General features: G+C 54.6%; 18 protein-coding genes. 8 read left to right on the forward strand and 10 right to left on the reverse strand.

The features are described 5' to 3' along the window. Positions 1-171 precede the first annotated feature (171 nt). From FE783_RS23855 to FE783_RS23870, 4 genes are all read left to right on the forward strand, one after another. A complete protein-coding gene (locus tag FE783_RS23855; protein ID WP_138881903.1) occupies positions 172-1227 on the forward strand; it encodes a sensor histidine kinase in 1056 nt (351 codons plus the stop codon). Between the two features lie 76 nt (positions 1228-1303). Next, a complete protein-coding gene (locus FE783_RS23860) occupies positions 1304-1849 on the forward strand; it encodes a SiaB family protein kinase (protein ID WP_138881904.1) in 546 nt (181 codons plus the stop codon). 11 nt (positions 1850-1860) lie between these two features. Then, entirely contained in the window at positions 1861-2250 is a 390-nt protein-coding gene (locus tag FE783_RS23865) for a DUF1987 domain-containing protein (protein ID WP_138881905.1), read from the forward strand. A gap of 2 nt (positions 2251-2252) precedes the next feature. Next, on the forward strand, positions 2253-4097 hold the full coding sequence (locus tag FE783_RS23870; RefSeq protein ID WP_158301995.1) for a SpoIIE family protein phosphatase: 1845 nt from the start codon (positions 2253-2255) through the stop codon (positions 4095-4097). A gap of 6 nt (positions 4098-4103) precedes the next feature. On the opposite strand, the gene FE783_RS23875 is transcribed toward FE783_RS23870, so the two are convergent. From FE783_RS23875 to FE783_RS23895, 5 genes are all read right to left on the reverse strand, one after another. Then, positions 4104-4835 carry a response regulator transcription factor gene (locus FE783_RS23875; protein ID WP_238403232.1) on the reverse strand — a complete coding sequence of 244 codons (732 nt, stop codon included), beginning with the start codon at positions 4833-4835 and terminating at the stop codon, positions 4104-4106. Positions 4836-5038: 203 nt separating this feature from the next. Next, a complete protein-coding gene (gene fumC, locus FE783_RS23880) occupies positions 5039-6430 on the reverse strand; it encodes a class II fumarate hydratase (protein WP_138881908.1) in 1392 nt (463 codons plus the stop codon). A 225-nt stretch (positions 6431-6655) separates the two neighbouring features. Next, positions 6656-8596, reverse strand: coding sequence for an ABC transporter ATP-binding protein (locus FE783_RS23885; protein WP_238403233.1), 1941 nt, complete (start codon positions 8594-8596; stop codon positions 6656-6658). A gap of 131 nt (positions 8597-8727) precedes the next feature. Next, positions 8728-9702, reverse strand: a complete 975-nt coding sequence (locus FE783_RS23890; RefSeq protein WP_138881909.1) for a Gfo/Idh/MocA family protein — start codon at positions 9700-9702, stop codon at positions 8728-8730. Positions 9703-9758: 56 nt separating this feature from the next. Then, a complete protein-coding gene (locus FE783_RS23895; protein ID WP_238403234.1) occupies positions 9759-11693 on the reverse strand; it encodes an ABC transporter ATP-binding protein in 1935 nt (644 codons plus the stop codon). Between the two features lie 333 nt (positions 11694-12026). On the opposite strand from FE783_RS23895, the gene FE783_RS23900 reads away from it, so the two are divergent. The 3 genes from FE783_RS23900 to FE783_RS23910 all read left to right on the forward strand — a co-directional run bounded on the left by FE783_RS23900 (position 12027) and on the right by FE783_RS23910 (position 15922). Then, positions 12027-13562 (forward strand): spore germination protein, encoded by a 1536-nt coding sequence (locus FE783_RS23900; RefSeq protein ID WP_138881911.1) that lies wholly within the window; start codon positions 12027-12029, stop codon positions 13560-13562. Next, positions 13559-14758 (forward strand): Ger(x)C family spore germination protein, encoded by a 1200-nt coding sequence (locus FE783_RS23905; RefSeq protein ID WP_138881912.1) that lies wholly within the window; start codon positions 13559-13561, stop codon positions 14756-14758. Before FE783_RS23900 ends, FE783_RS23905 begins: the two co-directional genes overlap by 4 nt. 63 nt (positions 14759-14821) lie before the next feature. Next, positions 14822-15922, forward strand: coding sequence for a GerAB/ArcD/ProY family transporter (locus FE783_RS23910; RefSeq protein ID WP_138881913.1), 1101 nt, complete (start codon positions 14822-14824; stop codon positions 15920-15922). A 37-nt stretch (positions 15923-15959) separates the two neighbouring features. Here FE783_RS23910 and FE783_RS23915 read toward each other — a convergent pair whose 3' ends face one another. From FE783_RS23915 to FE783_RS23935, 5 genes are all read right to left on the reverse strand, one after another. Beyond that, entirely contained in the window at positions 15960-16373 is a 414-nt protein-coding gene (locus tag FE783_RS23915; RefSeq protein WP_138881914.1) for a DoxX family protein, read from the reverse strand. A 40-nt stretch (positions 16374-16413) separates the two neighbouring features. Beyond that, entirely contained in the window at positions 16414-16899 is a 486-nt protein-coding gene (locus tag FE783_RS23920; RefSeq protein ID WP_138881915.1) for an SRPBCC family protein, read from the reverse strand. 166 nt (positions 16900-17065) lie between these two features. After that, complete coding sequence (locus tag FE783_RS23925) at positions 17066-17503, reverse strand: VOC family protein (protein ID WP_138881916.1); 438 nt, start codon at positions 17501-17503, stop codon at positions 17066-17068. Between the two features lie 58 nt (positions 17504-17561). Next, entirely contained in the window at positions 17562-18653 is a 1092-nt protein-coding gene (locus FE783_RS23930) for a VOC family protein (RefSeq protein WP_138881917.1), read from the reverse strand. 57 nt (positions 18654-18710) lie between these two features. Beyond that, entirely contained in the window at positions 18711-19613 is a 903-nt protein-coding gene (locus FE783_RS23935; protein WP_158301996.1) for a VOC family protein, read from the reverse strand. A gap of 175 nt (positions 19614-19788) precedes the next feature. On the opposite strand from FE783_RS23935, the gene FE783_RS23940 reads away from it, so the two are divergent. Next, positions 19789-22332, forward strand: a complete 2544-nt coding sequence (locus tag FE783_RS23940) for a sigma-70 family RNA polymerase sigma factor (protein WP_138881919.1) — start codon at positions 19789-19791, stop codon at positions 22330-22332. Positions 22333-22336: the final 4 nt, after the last annotated feature.

A 22336-nucleotide genomic window follows, 5' to 3' on the forward strand; every position in this document is an offset into this window, starting at 1 on the left:
ATCCATCCCGTACCTTGGTCCAGTTCCAATTCCTGGACCTATGATGCTTCAATTAGCTTCCTTACACGAATTATACAAAAAGAAGATTAACATTTATGCACCAAAATTCTAAAACTTTTCTTAAGGCTATGCTATAATGAATCACAATTGGATGCCGGGGAGAGGACGCTTGTGGAATTCGGAACGACTTCCGAGCAAGACGTGTTTACGGAAGAATTGCGTATTTTAAGAGCGGCCAAAACGGATGTGGCGAACGGAAAGACGCCGGAGCAGCGGCAGTACGAGCAGTTGGTCCAGCATTACGAGAAGCTGCTGAAGACGACGATGAAGTTGTCCCGCATAAGCGACATCCAAGGCCGGACTTTGAAGGAGCAGGAGCAGGATCTGAAGAATGCCCATGCCGATCTGCAAAACCTCGAGCAGTTGCGCAGGCAATTGATCTCCGATATTTCTCACGAACTCCGAACTCCCATTACCTCCGTGCAAGGCTACATCAAGGCGTTTCTGGACAACGTCATCCAGCCCGACGACATGTACTTATCGATGATTTATCAGAAATTGCTGACGATCAACCAGCTGATCTCCGATCTGTTCCAACTTTCCACTTTGAAAGCGAACCAGCTACCGCTACATTTCAAACGGACTTCGGTACCCCAATGGTTCGTATCGATTCCCGGTAAATATGAGCTGGAAGCGGACCGGCAACAAGTGACGCTTCTACTCGACCCCGTTATTTCCGTCGAGCACAGCCTGGGCATGAAGCCCGAAACCGCCATTCTGTTCATCGATACGGTGCGGATGGAGCAAGTCGTCACGAACCTTCTCGATAACGCGTTGAAGTTCACGCCCCGAGGCGGAACGGTGCGGATATCGGGCCGGCTGTCCAAAAGTCCGCCCGACGCTCATTCGTTGTTCAAGCCGGAGAAGACGATCGATCCGCCGTTCTGGTTCACGCTGACGGTGGAAGATACGGGCGAAGGAATTAACGGTAACGACCTTCCGTACATATTCGAACGGTTTTATCGGGCCGGCAGCGCGGAGTCCCGAGCCGTTTCGGGAGCCGGACTCGGACTTGCGATATCCAAGGAAATCGTCAACCAGCACGGAGGACAAATCGGAGCGGACAGCGAACCGGGCAGAGGAAGCCGTTTTCATTTCTCAGTTCCGGCTTACGATGGTACGGAGGCGCCATCGGACGCCGATCGGACCGTACCCGTCAATTTATAACGAACAGGATACTCCGCCGCGCTTCTTTACCTGAAACACTAAGATGGATAAACTTGTCTAGGGGAGGAACGATGCTTTGCTGCTTAATTTATGGTCCGTCCAGAACACGCTCCGCGATCACGGGATTTTGATCAGCTTTGCCGGCAAATTGTCCCAAGGCTTAATCGAGGAATACGGCGCCGCCGTCAAGTCGTATCTTGAAACGGAAGAACGGCCGCAAAACGAAATTTTTCATATTTTCTCGATTTTTATCGAACAAACCCAGAATATCAAAAACTATTGCTCCGTCATGCAGGAGAGCCGGTTCTACGATACGATCGCCCAATCGAGCATCGTCACGATCGGCAAGGCGGACAACGGCCACTTCATCTGCTCCGGCAATGTGGTGGACAAGGCCGATCTGGCACGCCTGACCGCCAGAATCGATCCGCTCATTACGATGGACAAAGCATCGCTCAAGCAATTGTATAAAGATAAGCTTCGTCAAGGGGTGCCCGACGGGTCGGACAGCGCCGGACTCGGACTGATCGACATCGCCCGCAAAGCGCGGGATCCGCTCGAGTATTCGATCACGGAGCTGGACGAACATTTGTCGTTTTTCACCTTAAAGGCGGTCCTATAGGAGTGAACAACATGCAACGTTACTTTATTGCCGAAACGAAAAGCTCCCCAACCGTCGATTTCGACCCTGCGGCAAATCTTTTATCGCTGGTAGGGCAATCCTATCCGGAGAACGCGTTCAAGTTCTATGAACCGATTCTCGAATGGGTTGACGGTTACTTGGCCCAATTGTCGCCGGACGACGAGGCGATTCTCGAATTTCAGATGCCTTACATGAATACAAGCAGCACGAAATGCCTCATGATGCTGCTGGACAAGTTCGACTTCGCCTATTCGCAAGGCAAACGCGTTGCCGTCCGCTGGATTTGCAACGCCGACAACGAGAGCGAATTCGAATGCGCCGAAGAGCTGAAGGAAGACTTGAGCCTGCCGTTCGACATCCTCACCAAAGAGGTCGGCTGACCATGAAACAGCCTGTCGCTTCCCGCCGCTCCTCGATCCGCAGCGATCCCTTGTACGATTCCGGGGTAGCCAAGGTGTCCGCCTTCGCGGCCGTCCTGCTTGTCGTATCGATTATATTGACGGGCATTCTTTCTTATTACATAACAAAAGCGCAATCGGTCAAAAAATTAAAAGAAAGCGATCTCGTCCATATTGCCGGTTCCATTACGGCCAAAATCGGCGGCAGCATCGACCGGGCCGCGGAGACGTCCCGGATGCTTGCGGAGGATCACGAAATAAGGGAATGGATTTTGGACGGGGAGAAGCGGGACGCGCGTGGCGCGGCGGTGTTGGACAAGCTGAAGCGGCTCAAGGATCAGTTCCGCTACGACAATTCTTTCATCGTAAGCGTCCCTACGGGCAACTATTGGTCGGAGGGCGGAACGGTAATCGACGTCATGTCGAAGAGCGATCCCGACGACATGTGGTTTTTCGACAACGTGAGAAGCGGCAAAGACATCCAGTTCATGATCGACTACAACGAAGAACGCAAAGATACGTCCGTCTTCGTCAACTCGCTCATGCGAAGCGGCGGCGATCCGCTCGCGATCGTCGGCGTAGGGATGAGCCTGCGCGAAATGTCCAAAAAGTTCGAGGAGTACAAGTACGGCAAACATGGCAGCCTGTGGCTGACCGATCATTCGGGAACGATTTACTTGTCGGACGAATTGAGTCAGACGGGGCGAAACATAAGCGAGTTCATGCCTGAAGGCGCAGCCGGACAAGTGATGAGCATGATGAATCGCGATCACGAAGTACTGGAATATAAAGGAACGGACGGCAGAACGAACGACTTGATTTTGTTCACGGTTCCATCCACGGAATGGACGCTGGTCGTTTCCGTCGACCGCGAGGAAGCGATATCGTTTCTAAAAACGATCCAAGCCCAGACGGCCGTCGCCGTCGCCATCGCCTTGTTCTCCGTCGTCTTTTTCTTCTATTATACGTCGCGCAAGCTGGCCGATCCTTTCAAACGGGCCGTCAAGCTGAATCAGGAGCTGGAGAAGCAAATCTCTGCGCGCACGAGCGAGCTTGCGGAGCAAAATGTCAAAATACTCGACAGCATCGATTATGCAAGCCGGATTTTAATATCGGCGCTCCCTACCGAGGCCGAGCTCAGGCAGGCGATACCGGATCATTTCGTACTTTGGAAGCCGCGGGACTTGGTCGGTGGCGATTTTTACTGGATCAAGCAAGTCCCCGAGGGACTGTTCATTGCCGTCGGCGACTGCACGGGACACGGTGTGCCGGGAGCGCTTATGTCGATCATGACCGTATCGCTCTTGGATCAAATCGTCGACCGTTCACAATCGAACGATCCCGGCATGATCTTGTCGCAGCTCAACCGTTCGATCAAACAAATGCTGAACCAGGAAGGGAAAGACGGCTTGACCGACGATGGCGTCGATATCGGCATGTGTCTGATCGCCGGGGAGCGGACGATCTACGCGGGAGCGGGATGCACGCTGTATGTCCGGAGACCCGAACGACTGGAAGAAGTCGAAGGAAACCGCAAGGCGATCGGCTACCGGAAGACGCCGACCGACTATGGATTCGCAAGCACTTCCGTGACGATCGGCCCGAACGATACGATCTATTTGACAACGGACGGACTCGCCGACCAGAACGGCGGCGACAAAAACTACTCCTTCGGCAAAACGCGATGGAAGCAATGGATCGATTCGAACGGGGGGGCTCCGCTGTATGAGCAGAAACGGCTGCTGATGGAGGAATTGGACCGGTATCGGGGACCCGAACCGCAACGGGACGATATAACCGTACTCGGATTCAGGCTCTCCCGATCTTGAGCGGCTTTAAGGATGGGATCCGCCTTCGTACCGGTATCCCATCCCTCGCACGCTGACGATAAATCGAGGCTCCGCCGGATTATGCTCCAGCTTCTTGCGCATGTTGTATATATGCACCATGACGGTTCGCGGATCGTCGTTGCTGTCGCTGCCCCACACTTGCTCGTACAGCTCCGAGGCAGAGAACACTTCGTTCGGATGACCCGCCATGAACGCCAGCAGCTGAAACTCCTTGGCCGATAGCCGCACCTCTTGCCCGTCCGCATGGACGGTCATTTTTTTCGGATCGATGTAGATCCCTTCCGCCGGAATCGTCTGCTCGGCGCGGGTGCCGGGTGCCGCCGTTTCATACCGGCGGTAAATCGGCGCTCTGCGCAAATTCGCTTTCACTCTTGCCACGACTACGGCCGGGTCGAACGGCTTAGGAATATAATCGTCCGCTCCGAGATTCAATCCTTTCACGATGTCCTCCGCTTCCCCTCGGGCACTCACGAACAAGATCGGCACATTGGACACGCTTCGTATTTGTTCGCATACATCCAGTCCGTCAACACCCGGCAATTGGATGTCGAGGAGAACGAGATTCGGCCGAGCCGCTTCGAACTGGCGCAGGGCGGACACGCCGTCAGTCGCTTCAACGGTACGGTAGCCGTGCTTCGATAAATAGAGCCGAAGCAGCTCGCGGATTTCATTATCGTCCTCGACGATAAGCACGGTAGCATTCTCCGCTAATTCCAATCGCATTCCCTCCCCATCATGCTGCATGCTCATGTCTACTTAATTCTACCATTTGGCAGAAGGATCGCCAAGGACCTATCCCGGTATCCAACAAATAGGGCACCGTCCTGCAGGCGGTGCCCTTCATGGTTATCGCTCCTCGGGGAACTCGGATCGACCGGAAACGATCCGTTCCCCGTATTTTATACGTTCCGCCATCCCCGTCAATCCTCCTTAGGGCGAATCATCTGCTCGGGACGGACAATCGTGTCGAATTGTTCCGGCGTAAGCAATCCGCTGCTAACCGCCGCTTCTTTCAACGTCAATCCTTCCTTGTGGGCCTTCTTGGCGACTTGCGCCGCCTTCTCGTACCCGATATGCGGATTGAGCGCCGTTACGAGCATCAGCGATTGTTCCATATGATGACGGATGACGGCGATATTCGGCTCGATGCCGACCGCGCAATTGTCGTTGAACGACCGGATCGCATCCGCCAGCAGCCGCGCGGACTGCAGGAAATTGTAGATGATGACCGGCTTGAATACGTTCAATTCGAAATTGCCCTGGCTCGCCGCGAAGCCGATGGCGGCATCGTTCCCCATCACTTGGCAGACGACCATCGTCATCGCTTCGCTTTGCGTCGGATTCACTTTTCCCGGCATAATCGAGCTGCCCGGCTCGTTCTCGGGAATCGACAGCTCGCCCAGGCCGCTGCGCGGTCCGCTCGCCAGCCAGCGCACGTCGTTCGCTATTTTCATCAGATCCGCGGCCAGCGCCTTGAATGCCCCATGAACATAGACAAGCTCGTCGTGACTGGTGAGGGCGTGGAATTTGTTGTCCGCGGACACGAACGTCTTGCCGGTCTGTCTGCCGAGCTCCTCCGCTACCAGCCCGCCAAATTTCGGATGCGCGTTAATTCCCGTTCCGACGGCGGTGCCTCCGATCGCAAGCTCGCGAAGCGACTCGGAGCTCGCCCGGATCATCGCCCCGGTTTTCTCGAGCATCCGGTACCACCCGCTGATTTCCTGACCGAGCGTGAGCGGCGTCGCATCCTGCAGATGGGTTCTGCCGATCTTGATAATATCCCGGAACGATTCGCTCTTATTCCGCAGCGTCGTCTTCAATTGTGCGATTGCGGGCAGAACTTGATCTTCGACGGCAATAAGCGCTGCGACGTGCATCGCCGTAGGAAACGTATCATTGGAGCTTTGCGATTTGTTCACATCGTCGTTCGGATGAATCCGTGCATCGCTCCCCTTTTCCTGCAGAAGGGCGTTGGCGCGGTTCGCAATGACCTCGTTGACGTTCATATTGGACTGGGTACCGCTGCCGGTTTGCCAGACGACGAGCGGAAACTGGTCGTCCCATTTGCCGGCTATTATTTCATCCGCCGCCGAGACGATCGCTTCCGCTTTGTCCGCCGCAAGCTTCCCAAGCTTGAGGTTGGCGAGTGCGGCGCTTTTCTTCAGCATGGCGAATACGCGGATCAGCTCGACCGGCATGCGCTCCGTGCCGATCTTGAAATTTTCGAAGCTGCGCTGGGTTTGCGCCGCCCACAGCTTGTCGGCGGGAACCTTCACTTCCCCGAGCGTATCTTTCTCGATTCTGTATTCCATGGCGATCCCTCCAAGTTATAACCCGAAAGGCGGGTTGCAGGTATTGGTGCTTCTTCCCCAACCATTGTTTCCGTATGACCGTATTTGCAATCTAAGTTCAAGTTTAAATGATAATAATTATCATTGTCAAATACATCCTATTTCGTAACGTGCATTAACCGAACCAGCCATAGCACAAAGAAGCCGCGGAAACATTTGTGTTTCCGACGGCTTCCAGCCGGTCCGTTATGACAGCAGCATCTGCTTCATCCCTTTGGGACGCATCGCCTTCAGCTGCTTCTCGTACAGCTCCTTGTACAAGCCGCCCTTGCGGAGCAGCTGCTCGTGGGTACCGGATTCGGCGACCTCGCCGTTATCCATCACGATAATTTGATCGGCCCTTACGACTGTCGCCAGCCTGTGGGCGATAACGAACGTCGTGCGGTTTTTCATCAAATTGTTGAGCGCTTCCGTAACGAGCTCTTCGGATTCGGCGTCGAGAGCCGAAGTCGCTTCATCGAGGATGAGGATGCGCGGATTTTTGAGCAGGGCTCTCGCGATCGCGAGCCGCTGCTTCTGTCCGCCCGACAGCCGGACTCCCCGTTCGCCCAGTACGGTATCGTAGCCTTTCTCCCATTTGGAGACGAAGTCGTGGGCGTTGGCCGCTTTGGCCGCTTCGTACACATCCTGCATCGGGGCATCGGGTCGCCCGTAGGCGATATTTTCATAGACGGTGCCCGAGAACAAAATATTGTCCTGAAGCACAACCGCTATTTGCTTGCGCAAATCGTATATGTCGTACTCCTTGATGTTGCGGCCGTCCAAATATACGGCACCTTCGTCCACGTCGTAGAATCGCGGGATAAAATTGATCAGCGTCGATTTGCCCGCTCCACTCGGACCGACCAGCGCGATCACTTGGCCCGGCTTGGCGTGGAAGCTGATCCCTTTGAGCGCGATTCTCGATTCGGTCGTCGTCGGCAGCGGGTCGGGCTGCGTCTTCGGCGGCAGCCAGTAGAACGGCTTGGGCGGCTTCTGCCGTTCGATAATATCCGGGTCGAACCCGACTTTCGGGTTTCTGGGCACGGGAAGCTCCGTCTCGTAAGTGAAGGAGACGTTCTCGAAGCGGATATCGCCTTTGCACGACTGGATTCTGAGCGGATTGTCGGCATTTTTCACATCGGGCTCGATGTCCAGCACCTCGAATATCCGTTCGATGTTCGTCATCGCATTCTGGATCGTCACGTTCACTTCGGCAAACCGCTGAATCGGTCCGTACAGCTGACCGAGGTAAGCGTTGAACGCGACGAGCGAACCGATCGTCATATGTCCCTTCAATACAAGCGCTCCGCCCACGGACCACGTAATCAGCGTCCCGGAATAACCGACCGTCTGGCTGATGCGCCCGAGCGTATTGGAAAGCAGCTGTGCCGACATCGCATGGTTCACGTGCTGATCGGATTGCTTGTCGAACCGGGCCAGCTCCGTTTGCTCACGGTTGAACGATTGGACGATTTTCATCCCCGATATGCGTTCCACGAGCACTCCCGATATGCGCTCCATCTGCCGGTTGACCGACCGCGATGCGAAACGGATCCGCACGTTCAAGTTCGTAAAGGTCAAGTAATAAATCGGAAGTATCCATAACGATAACAGCGCAAGCTTCCAGCTCAAGGAAAAAAGGAAACAGGCGGCGAAGATGACCATGATCAGATCGAATGCTACGTTGATGACATTGGAGCCGACCAGGTTTTGCGCCCCGTTCACATCGTTGATGACCCGGGACAAAATGCTTCCGACCTGCCTGCTGTCATAAAACCGTTGCGACAGCTTCTGAATATGCTCATACAGCTGCCTGCGAATCCCCGCCACCATCCGGTTCCCGAGCCGCGACATGACATTGTTGCGCACGAACGTCACGACGACGCTGAGCGCATACAGCGAGGCGAAAATCGTTACGACCCGCTGAAGCGTCCAACCGGAATCCGACTTCCCCATCCCCAGCACGTCGTCGATCAAAATTTTCGTCAGCCACGGACCGGTAAGCGGAACGACGAATTGCAGCAGGCCCAGGGCAACGATCGCCATCAAGTAATACCGGTAAGGCTTCACGAATTGCAAGTACCGGCGTACGAGCCTCTTGTTGTGTTGATCGATCGTTCCCTGTGAGTCACCCGCGTTTTTCACGCTGTCTCCCCCTTGAGCGGCTGTCTTGTCCGCTGCAAACTAATGTATTTAAGTTGTATATGTCCTGTTTATTATAGGAGCGAATCTGTGAAGATTGTGTGAAGGAAATGGATTTCTATTGCCGGCACCGATCAGAGCTTGATTCGGGCGCGCTCCGCATCGGACCGGAATAAGGCGTCCATCACGCGCGCCTGCGCCATGATGGACTGCTCGCTATCCGTCGCGGTGTCTCCGGCAAGAGCATACTCCGCGAACCGCTCGGCTTGCCGGCAGAACGGATCGACGCGGTCGGTCGTGAACGATTTCGCTTCCCCGTTCACCGTTACCTCCAGCGTAACGCTCTGCGCATTGGCCGATTGCTTGACCGAGAGCTCTCCCTTCGTCCCCGAGATCTGATAGCTACAACCGTAAGGCATATCGAGCGCCGCCGTCATATGCGCCGTGCCTCCGCCCGGGAACAACAGCGTTCCGGCGAAGCGGACATCGACCCCTTTCCCATCCCGGCGGAACATGCGCGAATCCGCGTATTCCGGCTCTTCCCCGAATTGGAAGCGGCTCCACGACACCAAATAACAGCCGATATCATATAAAGCGCCGCCGCCCCATGCTTCGTTCAGGCGGGTGCTGCTCTCGGCCGCCTGGAAGCAGAAGTTGCCGCGGAAGAAGACCGGTTCGCCGATCTGGCCGGCAGCAATCGCTTCTTTGGCGTATTGGTGCCCATCCATCGTACGCCATATAAAAGCTTCCTCCACGCGCACTCCGTGATGCTTCGCCAAAGCGATAATTTCCCCGGCATCCGTCGCATTCAACGCGAACGGCTTCTCCATCAGCACATGCTTGCCGGCCTTGATCGCCTCCATCGCCCACTCCTTGTGCACATGATTGAGCAGCGCGACGTACACCGCGTCGATGTCCGGATCGTCCAGCAGCTCCCGGTATCCGGCATAAGCCCGGGGTACGCCGTACGTTTCGGCCGCCTTCCGGCTGTTCTCGATCGTCCGGCCGGCTATGCCGAGCCATTCGCCGTTCTCCGACCGGTGCAGGGCCGGTCCTCCCTTGCCGACGATGTTTCCGGTTCCAAGCACGCCCCAACGCAATTTCTTCATCCATTATCCTCCTTGGTTTACGAATTGTTTGGTATTGCCGTCTGCTTCCCTTCCGCTCAGGAAATCGACCGTGCGGCTACTTCCAGCCCTTTGGGACGCATGGCGTTCAACTGCTTCTCGTACAGCTCGCGGTACAATCCCCCGCGCAGCAGCAACTGCTCATGCGTGCCGGACTCGGCGATTTGGCCGTTCTCCATCACAAGTATCATGTCTGCGCGCACTACGGTCGCGAGACGGTGGGCGATGACGAAGGTGGTGCGGTTTTTCATCAGACGATCCAGCGCTTCGGTCACGACCGCTTCGGATTCGGCGTCCAGCGCCGATGTCGCTTCGTCCAGAATGAGAATGCGCGGGTTTTTGAGCAGCGCGCGCGCGATGGCGAGCCGCTGCTTCTGCCCGCCGGACAGGCGCATCCCCCGTTCGCCCAGCACCGTATCGTACCCTTTCTCCCACGTCATGATGAAGTCGTGACAGTTCGCGGCTGTCGCTGCCTCGATCACTTCTTCCTTTGTCGCATCGGGACGGCCATATACGATATTGTCGTACACGGTTCCGGAGAACAAAATATTTTCCTGGAGCACGACGGCAATATGCTTTCTCAAATCGTGTATATCGTATTCCTTGACGTCTTTTCCGTCAATATATAAAGTTCCGCGGTCGGCATCGTAAAAGCGCGGAATGAAGTTGATCAGCGTCGACTTCCCGGCGCCGCTCGGACCGACCAGCGCAACCACCTGCCCCGGCTTCGCGTGGAAACTTATTCCTTCAAGCGCCTTGCGCGATTCGATCGTCGTCGGAGGCGGCGGCGTATTCGTCTGGGCCGGCAGCCAATAGAACGGCTTCTGCGGCTTTTGCCGCTCCACGAGATCGGGATCGTGCCCGGTTTCCTCGTTTTTCGGGAGAGGAACTTCCGTCTCGTAGGTGAAGCAGACGTTCTTGAACCGGATGTCACCCTCGCAGCTTTTCAACGGCAGTGCATTGTCCGCGTTCTTCACATCCGGCTCGACGTCCAGCAGCTCGAAGATGCGCTCGATATTCGTAATCGAGTTCTGGATCGTCACGTTGACATCGGCAAAACGCTGGATCGGTCCGTACAACTGGCCCAAATAAGCAAGGAATGCGATGAGCGCCCCGATCGACATATGCCCGTTCAGCACGAACGCGCCGCCGACCGCCCATGTAATAATCGTGCCGGAATAGTTGACGAATTCGCTCGTCCGTCCGAGCATATTGGACAGCAGCTGTGCGGCGAGCGAATGGTTGATATGACGCTCGGTCTGTTTATCGAAGCGGGCCAGCTCGGTTTGCTCGCGGTTGAACGACTGAACGATTTTCATACCCGATATGCGCTCCACGAGCATGCCCGAAATCCGTTCCATCTGGCGGTTGACGGCGCGGGAGGCGTACCGGATTCTCACGTTCATATTCGTGAACGACAAATAGTAAATCGGCAGAATCCAAAGCGAGAGCAGGGCCAGCTTCCAGTTCAGCGAGAACAGAAAAACGGCAGCAAAAATAACCATGATCAAGTCGAACGCGATATTGATTACCGTCGTTCCGATCAAGTTCTGCGCTCCATTCACGTCGTTGATCACCCTGTTCAACAGTCCGCCGACATGGCGGTTGTCGTAAAAACGCTGCGACATTTGCTGCATGTGCCCGTACAGCTGTCTTCGTATGCCCGCAACCATCCGGCTGCCCATTCTTGCCGCCACATGATTTTTCAGAAACGAAACGACCAGGTTCATCGCATACAGCGAGCCTAGCAAGAGCAGGACGCCCTTCAAGTTCCACCCCGTATCCTTACCGGGCAGCACATCGTCGATCAAAATTTTCGTCAGCCATGGACTTGCAAGAGGAACCGTATACTGCAGCAGTCCGAGCCCGAACATGACGTACAAATAATACCGGTATGGCTTGACAAACTGCAAATACCGTCTGACCAGCTTCTTCTTACTCGTACTTTCATCCGAACCCCCAGCGTTTTTCACGCCTTTCCCCCCTTGTGCCTTGCGCATGACTCCAACATTTTCCTACTCATTTTAATTGACGTACCGTCCGTTGTGAAGATTGCCCGAGGAGGGGGAGGGGCCTTATGGCGACAACACGGCCGATTAGCGATGCATTTTCCCCCATCTGCTCCAATATGCTTATTATTTTGCGCGGCCATGGCCGGATACGAAAAATACGCGCGCGAATAAACCCGGTCCGCGTCAAGCGAGCCGGCGCGCTTTTTCCGCCCATGCTGCCGCGGGAAGGGTTTATATCAAAACCTTCAAGGCAATAATGGTCCTAACATCACGGTGAAGGAATTGAGGCATTCGATGGATCATCATTCCAAGCTGCATCCCAGTCTGAAAGTCAATATAGATGATTTGAAAACAAGAACGGGCACGAGCGACGACCTCGTCATCCGTACGTTTCGTACAGGGCATGACGACCCGCGGCAATCGCGGGATATGGCCGTCGTATATGTCGACGGGATGACGGATGAGAAGTCGATCCACCAGTTTATTATGGAACCGCTTCTGTTTCAGGGGAATGCGCTTGCCAATGCCGGTACGGAAGAAGGCCTCTCGTTCGACCGGCTGAGAGACCGCATCCTGTCCGTGGGGCAAATCGCAGAGGCCGACAGCCTCGAGGGGATCGTAGATTCGCTCATGGAAGGAAAAGTCGTCGTCTTATCGGACGGATTCCCCCGCGCCTTCCAAATCTCCATGGCGGGCTGGGAACAGCGGGCCGTCAGCGAGCCTACCAATCAGACGGTCATCCGGGGACCCAAAGAAGCATTCACGGAAAACATTCGCGTCAATACCGCCTTAATTCGCCGAATCATCAAAAACCCCGATCTACAGCTCAAAAACCGGAAAATCGGCCGGGCGACGAAAACGAACGTGTCGGTCATGTATATAAAAGGCATCGTCGACGATACGGTTGTGGAAGAAGTGAACCGGCGTCTGGACGCCATTCATACCGATGCCATTCTGGAAAGCGGTTATATCGAGGAATTTATCCAGGACGAGCCGCGCACGATATTCCCCACCGTACAAAATTCGGAACGCCCCGATGTAATCGCCGCGGCTTTACTAGAAGGCCGCGTGGCCGTCCTGATCGACGGAACCCCTCATGTGCTGCTCGTTCCGGCGTTGTTCGTACAGTTTTTTCAGGCGGCCGAGGATTATTATCAACGTGCCGATATAAGCACGCTTCTTCGCGTGCTCCGTTACTTCGGCTTGTTTATCGCAACGCTCGTCCCGGGCTTATACATAGCGGTTACGACGTTTCATCAGGAAATGCTGCCCACGCAGCTGTTGATCAGCTTGGCGGCGCAGCGGGAGGGAGTCCCCTTCCCCGCCTTTATCGAAGCGCTCATGATGGAAGCAACCTATGAAATATTGCGGGAAGCCGGCGTCCGAATGCCGCGCGCCGTCGGACAGGCCGTCTCGATCGTCGGTACGCTCGTCATCGGGCAGGCGGCCGTGGAAGCGGGCATCATCTCCGCCACCATGATCATTGTCGTCTCGATTACGGCCATTTCCAGCTACGTCATCCCGGAGTTCGACATGTCGATCGCCGTGCGGATCACGCGCTTTCTATTCATGGGACTTGCCGCGGCGTTCGGGTTGTACGGCATCTTCGTCGGCATGATTGCACTGCTTCTTCACTTAAGCAGCTTGCGTTCGTTTGGAGTGCCGTATATGGCTCCCGTAGGCCCGATCATAATGAGCGACCAGAAGGATACCATTATGCGCGCCCGCCATCCGAACTTGACGACGCGTCCGAGTATGTTCGGCAGGCTGAACGTATTCCGCCAAAGCAAGTCTTCGGCCCGCAAGTCGAGAAGAGACGGCCGGCCATGATCCGTATGGGGTTGTCATTCCTTCTGGCCTCCTTGCTTGTACTGCCGCTTGCCGGCTGCTGGGACAGACGCGAGATGAACGAGCTGGGCATTTCGGTCGCCATGGGCATCGACAAAGTCGGGAATCAATATCAAGTTACGGTGCAAGTCGTACAGCCGGGAGAAGTCGCGCAGAAAAAAACGGCCAATGGCGCTTCCACCCCCGTCACGTTGTTTGAATCGAAGGGTCAAACACTGTTTGAAGCGATCCGCAAAATGACGACGATAAGCCCGAGAAAAATATACGCCTCGCATCTTCGAGTCGTGCTGTTCGGCGAGCAGCTGGCGCGCGAAGGGATCGAGGAATCGTTGGATCTGTTATCGAGAGACTACGAGCTCCGGACGGATTTCTACATTTTGGTGGCCAGAGGGACGACCGCGGCCAACGCGCTTGGCGTATTGACTCCTTTGGAGAAAATACCGGCCAACAAAATATACGAATCGATCGAAACGTCGGAGAAAGTATGGACATCGACAGCCGTTACGCTGGACGAGTTCATAACGGATTATGTCAGCGACGGGAAATCGCCCGTGCTAAGCGGCATTATGGTGAAAGGAAACGAAGCAACGGGGCAATCCCAACGAAATGTGGAGCGGATCCGGCCGGCGGCGGCATTGCAAAATGCGGGTCTCGCGGCGTTCCGCAAAGGCAAGCTGATCGGCTGGCTGGATGAAGAAGAGAGTAAAGGATACAACTATATTTTAAATCACATAAAAAGCACGGTCACCCATATATCATGTCCTCGAGGCGGGAAAATCGCGCTGGAAGTGATCCGGTCGGATGCCGATATTAAAGGCTACGTCAAAAATTCGATCCCGCATTTCGATATTGCATTGAGGCTTGAACAAAACGCGGGCGAAGTAACCTGCAAGCTGGATTTGACCCAGGAGGAGACGATTCACGAGCTGGAGGAAAAATCGGCGCAATCGTTGAAGAAGACGATCGTTCATGCGGTGGAAGAAGCCCGGAACAAGCATAAAACGGACATATTCGGATTCGGCAACGTCATTCACCGCGCTGATCCCGCGTCGTGGAAAACGTTGAAAGCGGATTGGGACGAGCATTTTGTGGATGCTGTCGTGCAAGTAAAGGTTGAAGTGAAAATGAAGCGGGTCGGAACGATTACCAACTCCTTCTTCGAAGGCCGGAAGGACTGACCGAATACGGGATGAATGCGGGAATCGCTCCGAATGCCGCCAATTTTGATGGAGGCAAGGTGAATGGGTAGAGCGTACAAGTTGATAAACGGTAAAATATCGGAAAGACAATTTATGGTGCTAGTCTTTCTATACACGGTCGGCACGACAATATTGGTTATTCCGTCCGGAATGGCAGCCGCAGCCAAGCAGGACGCCTGGATCGGGGCATTGGCCGGCGTCTGCCTCGCCCCGCTTATGATATGGCTGTACGCGGCGTTATGGCGGTTATTTCCGGACAAAACCTTTGTCGGCATTTGCGAGGCGGTTCTCGGCAAATGGCTCGGCTTGGCCGTGTCGGTGCTGTTTAGTTTCTATTCGTTCATTGGAGCCGCTACCGTTTTGTTTTACGTAGGCAACTTTTTTAAAACCCATTTCATCCCGAACACTCCGCCTTCGTTTACTAACATCCTCTTCGCAATCGTGGTAGTCATGGGCGTGCGGCTCGGGTTGGAGGCACTTTCCCGTACCGCGGAATTGATGCTGCCGTGGATCGTCCTGCTTTTCGTCATACTGGTGGCCACGCTTACGCCGGAGATCAAGTTCGAAAATGTCCAGCCCGTACTTGAAACGGGAATAAAGCCCATTCTTATGTCGGGGCTCTCGTTTGCGGGAACGGCCTACATGCCGGTCGTCTTTTTGTTTGCCTTGTTCCCTTGCGTCCAAAATCAGGATAAAGCCCGTAAACGGCTATTTACCGCAGCCCTGATCGGCGGAATGTGCGTCGTTCTGGTCACCGCGCTATGCATTTTAATATTGGGGGCGGATATAACGGCCAGAAGCATGTTTCCAAGCTACGCACTGGTCAAAAAAATCAATATCGGCGGCTTTCTACAACGTATCGAAGCTATACTGGCCGGGTTGTGGTTTATTACGACTTATATCAAGACTACGTTTTATTTCTATGGCTGGGTGTCTAGCTTTGCCGAGATTTTGAAATTGAACGAATACCGGTCCGTCACGATGCCGTTCGGAATCATAATGGTCGTCTTCTCGCTCGTCGTCTATCCCGACGTCGTGTATATGCAGAAATGGGACTCCACCGTATTTCTCCCTTATATTTTAACGATGGGCCTTTTTATTCCGCTGTTGCTGCTCGCGGTCGGACGGTTGAGGAAAAAGTAAAGTACGGGCTGCGCGGCCCGTACTTCCGGTTTTTGTTTTAAGCGTTATTTAGTAGAGGCTGCTGCTTGTTCGAGGCAATGCGGGAAATGCCGTCTCTTCTCTTATGATACAGCGTGTAAGAGCCGCCGATCAGAATGAATCCGATTATAAACATGATCCAGCTGCTTACCGGATCGCCTACCGCGATGCTGGAATACATGGCGCCTAGCAAATCGAATACGAGCCCCGCATAAGCCCATTCCTTGACCCGGGGAAAGCCGGGTACGAGGATCGCAACGATGCCAAGCAGCTTGGCGATCCCGAGAAACGGGAGCAGGTAGCTCGGGTAACCCAAATGGTCGAATAAGGCGACGGCGTCGGGTACGGCGAGAATATCCGGTATTGAGCCTCCAGCCATCAAGACGGACAACAGTCCGGTAAAGCACCAGTAAGAAATGACGATCTTCTTCATCCTTACATTCCTCCTCGATTGGGTGTTCTGCGGCGGTTTGTCAAACCAGCTTCTCCAATTGCTTCTCCAGACGATCGAGCGTCGATTTGGCGCCTTCGATAGCCCCGTATTCTTTGACTACTTTCTCCAGCTCCTCCGCCGATCGGAACAGGGATCGCATCGTAAGCTCGGTCCGTTTGCCTTGCTCGGCAAACGTTACGGTCACTCGAAACTGTTCGTCATTCGTACTGTCGCCATGGAAGTAAACAAGCCGTTCCGGTCTGGCGACTTCGATGTACGAGATTTTGTTGTCATAATCGACTCCGTCGGGACCATGCATAATATAACGCCATACACCGCCCGGCCGGACATCGATCTCCTGCACCGTGATCGTAAAGCCTTGCGGTCCCCACCAATGCGGCAAGTGCCCGGGATCGGTCCATGTTTGAAACACAAGCTCGCGTGGCGCGTTAAAGACCCGTTTCACGATAAGCTCCCGGTCGACTACGGATGCCGTTGCCTGATTGGCCGCATTTCCTTGATTCATAAGTTCACTCCTCCAATGGGTTAGGTTTCATTTCCATGAACTAAATATATCTTATAAGGAATATTCTTGTCAAGGAATATTGAAAAATAAAAAATGCGGCAGCCCCGGACGGGAAAATTCAGTCCTGGACTACCGCAGTTTCATCTCACTATCCGCATCCGTTAACTTAACGGTTCAAATCCTTGAGCAAGTCGTTTTTGGAGTCACAATGGAAACCGCTCCATGCCAAAAATCTATTTCCGTATGGATCGCTAAAAATAAACGCTCGTCCCAATGCGGCACCTTGTTCACCGATAATTTCCTCCACTTGACCGCCAGAGTCTTTAAGAGACTCATGAAAACCCTCAATATCAAGCACCGTCACGCGCAACAAATAATGCGGGTTTTCTCTGTAATTTGCTCCTGCATAAAAGATTTCTTTACTGTCCGTTGTGTTAGGCTTAAACAAAAGCAGCTTTTGATTTTCCGTAAATTTCAGATCCACATAGCCCAGCATGGGCGGGACAACCTCGCAGCCCATATAAGTCTCGTACCATCCGGCGGCTTCTTGAAGATTATGGACTGGAATTCCAATAGTTAGCTGCTCTATCCTTTTTGCGGTCATGAGACACCTCTTTTATTTGGTAGCGTCCTCGCTTCAGTCCAGAATGGTCGAACAGCCGCTATGCGTAAATGCTCGGTCCTTCACGGTATACGATCTCAAACGCCCAGTCCGGATACTGCCGGCCAAACTGTTCCAACGCTCCTACAAGCTCTCTCAAACCTTCGGGATCGGACTCGCGCAAGATGGCATAATCCAAAATCTGGATTCGCTTGTGTCTGGTTCCAGGCGCTCCCTCGACGACTTTCGCCAAAAATACATCCATGTCCACATTGAAGCAGCAATTAAGAAACTTATATCGCTCTTTCCAGTTCGGGCTGTCCGCTCTTGAACGATTCCGTACGACCATTGTCTGCAGATCCCAAATATCCAGCTTGTTGCCGTCCGGATCGTAAAGCTGGAACTGGAACCCGCAGCCTTCCCTATCCAATATGCGTTCTTGCACCCTCTGCCCTTGCTCAATCAATCGACGATGCATCTCTTCAACCCCAAATACGGATATCATCGCGATGGACATATGTTGTATTTCTCCCGTACCTGTATAAAAGTTCAACGTCCGTCCGGGCTCTAACGATCGATAAAAATAAAATTGTTGTCCCGTACGGGTCATGGGCTGCCCCGATTCATTCCCTTCAACACCCAGAAACTCCGTATACCACTTACGGGTAGATTCGGGATCGCTCGCCGGGAAAAATAAAGCAGCCACCCCCATGAAAGCGGGCACTTCATCGCGCAGCGGCTGTGTCACGGTACCCGTGCGCTGCCACACTTGAAACTTGTTCCCCTGCGGATCGGTATATACAAACGTCAGCCCGTTATCGTCTTCATTCCGCAGCGGCTCCAATTTCACATTGGCGGCGGACAGACGCTCGTACAGCTCTTCAATCGCGTCCGTTTCAAAACGAACCGCAAACATTTCATAGCTGTCTCCCGGTATCCACTCATCCGTCATGAAATTGCAGGTCAACCCTTTTTCTTCCGTTGTTTCCCAAAACAAACTGCAATCCCGCGTACCCGAGGAGTTGAAATGTTTCTTATACCAATTGTTTATAGCGTCCTTGTCATCTACCGGCAAATAAAGACAGCCTATCCGATTGAATACGGTTTTGTTTTTCGCCGAGACCTCAGACTCTCCTAACGCTTGCTTATTCATTCCATGTCCTCCCCTTCATATGAATCCCTTACAGTCGCAGACCCTCTGCCGATCCGATTAACAATATTCATGCGTTTCATTCGGCCCGGCCGCATAAGGAATGTATACTTCAATGCTATCCTCATGTGTAAACTCCAAATGGTAAGCATTCGGCGCACCCGGGGCCGCCTTCAGAAACCCGAACTGCATGCCCAGCCACCGGTACACCCTCGGGTAATCCGTCCTAAAATCATGCCTGGTCCGCTCGAACGAAAACACCGCGTAATGCTGCTCCGGAATGACTTGCTCAAGCAGTTGTTCCGGTACGGCGGCATCCTCCGCAAACTTACGGCATACAAGCAGCTTATGCTCCGTTACACCCGTGTACCGCTCAAGGATCGGGTTAATACAGAGAAGGCCCGGCAGCGCGCCATCAAGACCGGCTGTCAAACGGACAAGCTCCGAGGCGGCGTCGGACAAAGCGGATTCGGGGTCGCGTATATCCGCAGTGACCTCTACGCCTGCGCAACGAATCGCGGGGAGCTTGACGAATGTGTAGGAGACCATCTGCGGAAAATCCGGTCCGTTCACGTTCTCCGTTTCATTCAAGCCGAACAGCCCGCTCCACACCCCAAACGTGTTGCCGTCCGGATCGCGGAATTGGAACCAAAACGTACCGGCCACACCGATCTCGAGCGGATCCGCATCCACGCCCTCCCGGACCAGATGCCGGTGGAACTCCTCCGTATCCCGGACATGAAAATTAGTCGTACCCTGACCCTTTTTCGCCGCGTTTTTGTTAATCCAGCAAATGCGTCCGGGCGACATTTCGAGTGTTGCAAAGTTCGGATTGAAGGCAAGCACCTTGAAGCGGAGGCACCGGCAATACCATGCCAAGGCACTTTCCAGCTCCTCGACGTAAAACGTCGGAATGACGGAGGCGACGACCGGCGTAGGCGTCGCTTTGTGAATAACGGGCATGAACTCTCCTCTTTCTGCTCTACGGCTAATTTCGATTCCACTACTACGATGCCGCATGTACTTCGAAACCTGACACCGCTCCGAAAATAAATGTCGCAGTTGCATGGAAAAGGAAAAGGCCCACTCCATCACGAAGAGAACATAAGTACGGTTTTTGACTGAATGAGGAGGACGTATGATACCGGATTATACCCCCGATCTAACACCGGATGAAACCCTGATCGAACAAGCGCGGCACGGAAACCGCGAAGCCTATAACGAGCTGCTGGCCCGACACCGCGGGCGGGCTTTCGCCTGGGCAAAGCAGATCACCCCCGATCACCACCTGGCGGAGGATATCGTACAGGAAGCGCTGATCCGCGCCTTCTTGAAGCTCGGCACGATGACGGACCTGTCGAAGTTTCTTCCTTGGCTGAGAACGATCGTACGCAACCAGGCCATGATGAAGCTGCGGCGAGGCGGCCCGCATGCGCATGAGAGGCCATTCACGGCACTGGGCGCCGCGGGAGCGCATACGTCAGGCGATAACGAGCCCGATTGGCGCGATCTGGACACGGTGCTGCACCATTATGCGAAACGCAAGGGCGAAGCAGGTGGAGCCGTACCTCCGCATACCGGCGAGGAAGTTCCGCTTGCGGAGTGGCTGCCTGCGGTTATTAAAGCGCTGGGGCCGAAGGAACGGGAGGTGTTCGTAAAGCATTTTTACGAGCAATTGTCCCCGCAGGAAATCGCCGACTATTGGGACACGAACGTCAATACGATTCATAAGGCACTGTCCCGCATTCGCCGTAAAGCCGAAGACATTCGAATCGAATTGGACATCCGAAGCCGTATCCGGGCTCACAGCGATACACGCGGAGGCGGCCGAAAAGTCGTTCTGACGAAGCCGGGAATCAGGGAGGAGCCTCCGGTTCATCCGGGAGCCGCTTTTCCGAACGCCATCTACCATATCCTGCGCAGCATGGGCAGGCCGGTTACTTTGGCGGAAGTGACGGGCTTCTCGGGCTATGCATTCGTACTTAATGTTCGTCGCTCGACGATCGGCGCCGAAAGTCCGATGATCTGGGATTGGGATACGTTCATCTCCAACGGTCTGCTCAATCTTGGCTACCATTCGCGCTATGTGGACTATCAGCACTACAAAAATGCCGGTTCCAGCCCGCATAAAACCCGAAATTTTCTGTACACCCTCGACATGATCAGAGAGTCGATCGACAAAGGGGTGCCTGCGATTGTGAGCAGCGCAATCTCCTACGAGCTTGCTCTCGTCTACGGCTACGACGACGAGAAACAAGTACTGTATGCCGTCGACCCGCAGGCCTGCGAAGAAATTCCATATAGCAGCCTTTATACGGGCAGTCCGAAGATCGACAAAGCTATATCCCGAGAGCTGTACGCGTTCGTTCTCGACGGAGAATTGGACGAAAAACGCAGGCGCCCGGATCATAGGCTGCTTCGCCTGCTGCAGCGGGTCACTCGCCATGCCGAAGGAAACGACCCCACCTTCATGCCGTGCACGGGCGGCTTGCCGGCTTATGACGAATGGATCGCCGCCTTCGAGAAGGGGACGGTCGACCCGTTTGGCAACGCGTCCAATGTACATCTATACGGGTGGTTCCGGGAACAGTCCGTGTTGTTCTGGAGTGAGCGGATCGAGTACGAGTGCGGTGAATCCGGCGAACAGAGTAATGTAATAAAGGAAATCATGCAGCAAGTGAAGCGCTGCTATGAGGCGGTCGGCGAGTCGTTCGGAAAGCTGCGCGAGCTGTTTCCTTTCCCGCACGGGGGAGCGCCGCATGACCCGGCTTTCAGGCTGCAGGCGGTGCGGCTGCTCCGTCAGGCGAAAGCGGACGAGGAGAGCGGAATAGCGCATATTCGCGCCTTGGCAACAACACTCTTAGGAGAAGCCGGGGCGAACCGGTCCGCTCCCGTCAACCATATAACACTCAACCCGTTTTATTCCTTCGGCGGCAATCGTCCGAAGCCCGTGCCGGATACACTCGCGATCGGCTCGCTTGACGCCGTCGTCTGCATGTGCGGCAGCCTGAAGGAGAGCATGACATTTTACAGCCGGCTGCTCGGGATCGATGCGGCGCCCGAGCGGTTGGACGGGCCGGTCGGCTTCCTCCCGCTGCGGGAAGACAAGCTGCTCGTGCTGATGGACCGGCGGCTGGATCTGAACCATGCGGATTGGCGGCCTGCTTTCTACATCCGCGTCCCGGACGTCGACTTAGCCTATAAGAATGCCAAGGAGCAAGGATGGACGATCGTCAACTTCTTGGACAAGGGCGGGCTGTTCACGGACTTCTTCATCGCGGCCGACCCGGACGGGCACCAGCTCATCATCGGCAGCCATCCGCTGTCCCAGGCTTTCCCGCTCGCCGGCTCCGCTTCCGAAGGACATCCGCTTGTATGCGCCGCCGGTCCGCTCGCTCTTGCCGTTAAAGATCCTATTGCGTCTGTCCGGGCATACGGCAATCTGTTCGGACCCGAACTGGCCGGACAATCACTGCGCTTCCTGGATAAGTACAGCTCCGACGCTGCGGTCAGGCTGCGGTTTGAGGCGGCGGATGGCGAGCAGGCTTACCGGCTGATCCGGAATAAAGAAATCGCCGCCTCCCGAACAACGGAAGACAGCGATGCAGGTTTACGCGAATGGCTGGTCCGTGACCCGGACGATCGCCCGATTGCAATCCGGCTCATTCAACAGCAACTATGAGGCT

The organism is Paenibacillus mesophilus (genome assembly GCF_005938385.1).
Taxonomy (GTDB): domain Bacteria; phylum Bacillota; class Bacilli; order Paenibacillales; family NBRC-103111; genus Paenibacillus_AB; species Paenibacillus_AB mesophilus.

Coding starts and splice junctions, on each gene's coding strand:
- FE783_RS23865 (WP_138881905.1), top strand. CDS start 1,861: ATGCAACGTTACTTTATTGCCGAAACGAAAAGCTCCCCAACCGTCGAT.
- FE783_RS23870 (WP_158301995.1), top strand. CDS start 2,253: ATGAAACAGCCTGTCGCTTCCCGCCGCTCCTCGATCCGCAGCGATCCC.
- fumC (WP_138881908.1), bottom strand. CDS start 6,430: ATGGAATACAGAATCGAGAAAGATACGCTCGGGGAAGTGAAGGTTCCC.
- FE783_RS23890 (WP_138881909.1), bottom strand. CDS start 9,702: ATGAAGAAATTGCGTTGGGGCGTGCTTGGAACCGGAAACATCGTCGGC.
- FE783_RS23900 (WP_138881911.1), top strand. CDS start 12,027: ATGGATCATCATTCCAAGCTGCATCCCAGTCTGAAAGTCAATATAGAT.
- FE783_RS23905 (WP_138881912.1), top strand. CDS start 13,559: ATGATCCGTATGGGGTTGTCATTCCTTCTGGCCTCCTTGCTTGTACTG.
- FE783_RS23910 (WP_138881913.1), top strand. CDS start 14,822: ATGGGTAGAGCGTACAAGTTGATAAACGGTAAAATATCGGAAAGACAA.
- FE783_RS23915 (WP_138881914.1), bottom strand. CDS start 16,373: ATGAAGAAGATCGTCATTTCTTACTGGTGCTTTACCGGACTGTTGTCC.
- FE783_RS23920 (WP_138881915.1), bottom strand. CDS start 16,899: ATGAATCAAGGAAATGCGGCCAATCAGGCAACGGCATCCGTAGTCGAC.
- FE783_RS23925 (WP_138881916.1), bottom strand. CDS start 17,503: ATGACCGCAAAAAGGATAGAGCAGCTAACTATTGGAATTCCAGTCCAT.
- FE783_RS23930 (WP_138881917.1), bottom strand. CDS start 18,653: ATGAATAAGCAAGCGTTAGGAGAGTCTGAGGTCTCGGCGAAAAACAAA.
- FE783_RS23935 (WP_158301996.1), bottom strand. CDS start 19,613: ATGCCCGTTATTCACAAAGCGACGCCTACGCCGGTCGTCGCCTCCGTC.
- FE783_RS23940 (WP_138881919.1), top strand. CDS start 19,789: ATGATACCGGATTATACCCCCGATCTAACACCGGATGAAACCCTGATC.